4 protein-coding genes are annotated in these 4,639 nt (G+C 68.2%); 1 reads left to right on the top strand and 3 read right to left on the bottom strand.

Annotated features, from left to right (window positions below; all coding sequences use genetic code 11):
• From VGT00_15180 to VGT00_15170, 3 genes are all read right to left on the bottom strand, one after another.
• Positions 1 to 854 (bottom strand): ATP-binding cassette domain-containing protein (locus VGT00_15180; protein HEV8532762.1); only part of this gene is annotated, 854 nt, incomplete at its 3' end.
• A gap of 7 nt (positions 855 to 861) precedes the next feature.
• Positions 862 to 1,104, bottom strand: a complete 243-nt coding sequence (locus VGT00_15175) for a Fe(2+)-trafficking protein (protein ID HEV8532761.1) — start codon at positions 1,102 to 1,104, stop codon at positions 862 to 864.
• A gap of 38 nt (positions 1,105 to 1,142) precedes the next feature.
• Complete coding sequence (locus VGT00_15170; GenBank protein HEV8532760.1) at positions 1,143 to 2,717, bottom strand: hypothetical protein; 1,575 nt, start codon at positions 2,715 to 2,717, stop codon at positions 1,143 to 1,145.
• Positions 2,718 to 2,740: 23 nt separating this feature from the next.
• On the opposite strand from VGT00_15170, the gene VGT00_15165 reads away from it, so the two are divergent.
• Entirely contained in the window at positions 2,741 to 4,135 is a 1,395-nt protein-coding gene (locus VGT00_15165) for a DEAD/DEAH box helicase (protein HEV8532759.1), read from the top strand.
• Positions 4,136 to 4,639 lie beyond the last annotated feature (504 nt).

Raw genomic sequence — 4,639 nt, 5'->3', positions numbered from 1 at the left:
GTGGCCTGGTAGCGGAACTTGTTGATGAAGAGAGTGGCCTTCTCGATCTCCTCCTTCTGCCGCCGATGGGCCTCGCGCAGCCGTTCCATGCGCGCCTCGTGCTCCACGACGTAGTGCGAGTAGTTGCCGTGGTAGTCGGTGAGGGTGCGCAGGCCGACCTCCGTGATCCGGGCGACCGTGGCGTCGAGGAAGTAGCGGTCGTGGGACACGAGCACCACCGAGCCGGGATAGTCGTGGAGATATTCCTCCAGCCAGTTGCGCGCGGGCAGGTCCAGGTGGTTCGTGGGCTCGTCCATGAGGAGGAGGTTGGGCCGGGCCAGAAGGAGCTTGGCGAGCGCGATACGCATCTGCCAGCCGCCGGAGAACTCCTCGGTCGCGCGCGGCTGATCGGCCAGCGAGAAGCCGAGGCCCTTGAGGACGTCCGCCACGCTCGCGTCGATCTCGTATCCCCCGAGGTGCTTGAAGCGCTCGGTCACCTCCGCGTAGCGCTCGAGCAGCTTCGCGTGATCGCCGCCGTCGTCGTGGGTGGCCGTCGCCAGCTCGTCCTCGATCGCGTGCTGCTCCGCCTTCAACGAGAGCAGCTCCTGGAAGGCGAGCGCCACTTCGTCATACACGGTGCGCCCTGTGTGGACGAGGCCGTCCTGGGGCAGATAGCCGATGGTGGTATCGGAGGCCATGCGGATGGACCCCGAGTCGGGCTCCTCCAGGCCGGCCAGCATGCGCAGCAGCGTGGTCTTGCCCGCGCCGTTGGGTCCGCTGAGCCCGATGCGGTCCTGCTTCTTGACGTGCCACGACACGTCCTCGAAGAGGACTCGCTCCCCGTAGCGCTTGGTCAGCCCCTCTACGTGGACCATGGCCGGCTCAGGCCTCCAGCGGGATCTTCAAGAAGTCGAAGCACGCCTTCTGCAGCATCTCCCGGTGCTGGGGATCGAGGAAGCTCAGCCGGTACTCGTTGATCACCTTGACCTCGACGCCCTCCCATTCCTTCCAGCACTCGGCGCAGATCGACTGCAGGATGCGCTCCTTGACCGGGCCCGGGAACCCGATGCGCTGGCGCGGGGGCGGCTCCGCCTCACGTCCGCACCGCGCGCAGGTGATCGCCATCCGCCCTCCCCAAACGTTCGATTATAGCCGACGCGTACTCAGGGGGCTTCGCCTGGCTCCCGCAGCGAGGCGATCTCGACGTAGGCGACCTTCGGGTCGTGCAGCTTCGGCTCGGAGCCCCGGCGGACGAAGATCCACTCACCCTCGGCGGTGCGCGCGGCGCGGTAGGCCTCGTTGAAGTCCGGCCGGCGCAGAAGCCCCCGCGTCTGCTCCACGAAGACGTCGGGACGCCGCTCGGCGATCACGTAGTCCCAGTCCCACTTGGAGTGGGCGGGGATGAAACGGTCCACGGTCATCTTCGCGATGTGGCGGTCCGACTTGCCCAGCACGTCGATGCCGGGCCGCCCGCCCAGGTAGGCGGCAGTACCGGCCCAGTGGAACGCCACCGTGGTCCCGGGGTCCGTATGGTCCCGGAGGTAGAGGCCGAGCCGGGCCTGGGCGACATTCTTCTCCTTGTAGAGCGTCTCCCTCTCGAAGGAAAGCCATTCCGCCAGCGCGCCCGGAGGATTGACCTGCAGCGTGATCGCCAGCGCGCCCACCACGAAGAGCCAGGGACCGGCACGGACGACCCGCTCGCCGAGGGCGCGGCATACGGCCCACCACGCGCCCATGAGCAGCGTGATGAACATCGGCATCACGGGCGCGAGGAACCGGCTGACGAGACGGTCGATCCAGTCGCCGCCCACCCAGACGTTGTAGAGGAAGGCCGTCAGGACGACGGTCACGGTGAGGGCTAGTGCCCGGTCCCGGCGCAGGCGCGCGGCGAGGGCGGCCGCGAGAAGCACGATCAGCAGCGGGGAGACGACGGCGACGAAGCCCAGCGTCTGGCGCAGGCCGCTCTGCAGCACCAGCAGGCGCGGGGAGCCGGTGGCCTTGAGGTAGTACGTGTTGGGCAGCGGGTCGCCGTAGTAGAAGTAGCCGAACGCGAGCAGGCTGGCCCACGTGGCCAGCAGCAGCACGAACCCGCGACGGAACGCGGGCGAGCCGGTCCCTTCGCGCCACGCGCAGAAGGCCAGCACGACGGCATAGGCCACGCTGGCATCGAGCCGCACGAGGACGGCCAGGGCCAGGAGGGCGAAGCTGGTCCCGGGCCAGGGCTGCCCGCGCCGCTCCGTCTCCACCACCTTCACGACCGCGGCCAGCACCGGCAGCGTGACCGCGGGAACGTCGGCGCCTTGAAGGCTCCAGATCGCGAACGGAGCATAGATTGCCGTCGCGAGGACGGCCGCCACGCCGACGGCCCGCTCGCGGAAGAGCGCGATGGCCAGCCGGTAGACGAGGGGCAGGCACGCAGTGGCCATAGCCAGGCTGAGCAGCTGGTAGACGAGCGACGTGTGCCACAGGCTCACCGGCAGCAGGTGGATGAGCGCCATGAGCAGCGTCAAGCCGAGGTTGGTGATTCCCTGGACCTTCTCGGCGTCGCCGTTCCAGGTCAGGCCGTCACCCTCGGCCAGGTTGCGCGCGTAGCGCATGGAGATCATCCCGTCATCCCACAGCAGGAACATGCGGCTGCCCGCCACCACGGCGCTCGTGCGGTAGATGTAACAAAGCCCCCACAGGACGAAGAGGGAGGAGATCGAGAGCACCACCAGGCGGGCCGTGCGTTCCGTCATGGGGCGGGGGATAATGGTCTGCTATGGAAATCACGGCCACGACGCGAAGCTTCGGGGATCTGAGCCTCACGGCGGAGACCCTGGCCAGCCTGGACGGCATGGGCTACCGGGCTCCGACGGAGGTCCAGGTCGAGACGGTGCCCCGGGCCCTCGCCGGCAAGGACCTCGTGGTGCAGTCCCGCACGGGCACCGGCAAGACGGCGGCCTTCGGCATCCCCGTGGTGGAGAAGGTCGATCCCGCCGTCGAGCACGTGCAGGCAGTGGCGCTCACGCCCACGCGTGAGCTGGCCCTCCAGGTCGCCCGGGAGATCTCCGAGATTGGCCGCGGCCGCGGAGTGAAGGTGGAGACGATTTACGGCGGCGACTCCATGGACCGCCAACTCGAGGGCATCCGGGCGGGAGCCCACGTCATCGTGGGGACGCCCGGGCGCGTGCTCGACCACCTCCGGCGCAAGACGCTGCGCTTCGACGGCGTGAAGACCCTGATCCTCGACGAGGCCGACCGGATGCTGGACATGGGCTTCGCGGTGGAGATGGGCCAGATCATGGAGTATATGCCCGCCGAGCGACAGACGCTCCTCTTCTCGGCGACGGTTCCCCTCGGCATCCGCGGTCTCATCTATCACTACCTCTCCGAGCCGGAATGGGTGTTGCTCTCCGAGGACCAGATCTACGTCAAGGAGGTCGAGCACCTCTACTGCCTGACCCCCAAGCTGCACAAGGAGGCCACCCTCTACAAGCTCATCGAGTACGAGAACCCCGCCTCCTCGATGATCTTCTGCAACACCAAGGAGGAGACGCGGCAGGTGCACGCGTTCCTGATCGGGAAAGGCCTGCCGGCGGCCATGCTCTCGTCCGATCTGCCCCAGAAGAAGCGCGAGCGGGTCATGGACCGCTTCCGCTCCGGCGAGATCCGTCACCTCGCCACGACCGACGTCGCCTCGCGCGGCATCGACATCGCAGACCTCTCGCACGTCTTCATCTTCTCGACGCCCGAGTCGCCCGAGCAGTACATCCACCGCGCCGGCCGCACGGGCCGGGTGGGGAAGAGCGGACGCGCCATCAGCCTCGTCTCCGCCCACGACCTGATGAACTTCAACCGCCTCGTGAAGCGCTACCACGTCGAAGTGGGCGAGCTGTCGGTGCCGTCCGACGAGGAGGTGCAGGCGCGCAAGGTGGAGCGCATCGTGAGCCGCCTGGCGGCCGAGGGCCAGAACCTGCCGCTCGACGACTTCGCGGAGTTCGCTCCGATCGCGCGGCGCATCGCCGAGCACGAGCATCGCGACCGCATCCTGGCCCTCCTGCTTCACGGCCATTTCCAGGCTCCGGTGGCCGAGGACGTGGAGCCCGAGGCGCCGGACCCGTTGCCCCCGCCCCATCGCTACCGGGAAGGCGCCCGCCGTCGTCGACGGAGATAAGCGCTCCGTCTGGCCATGCGCATCCTCTAATCCCTCTCCCCGCAGGGGAGAGGGCCTGGGTGAGGCCGCTAATCACACGGCGGATCCCACGTATGACTCGAGTTGCAGGACGCGAAGGCCGGGAATCTCGGGGAGACGCCGGTCGTTCGTCAAGAAGCTGTGGCAGCGCGCCGTGATCGCCGCCACGAGCTGGAGCGCGTCTGGCGTCTTGACACCGGTGACGGCGCGGAGCTGGGCCGCGGCGCGCAGTTGATCGCGCGTGAGATCGACGCTTGACGCCTACCGCGGGCGACGGCCTTGAACAGCGTGGCAACCAGGGGGAGAAACCGCGGCTGTTCTTCGATAAAGTAGATGAAGATAGCTGTGTCGACCGCGACCGGCCCCCGGCCGAGGTCGGCCATCAGTCCCACGCGGCCCGCTCCCGCTCGACGTGCGCCGTCGCTTCGACTTCGCGCCAAAGCTCCTTGCCGAGGCCCTGAAGCTCAAGTATCGAGAGCGGCTCGC

The sequence above is a fragment of the Candidatus Methylomirabilota bacterium genome, assembly GCA_036002485.1.
Lineage (GTDB): Bacteria > Methylomirabilota > Methylomirabilia > Rokubacteriales > CSP1-6 > AR37.
This window is presented reverse-complemented; position numbering and strand designations above follow the sequence as displayed.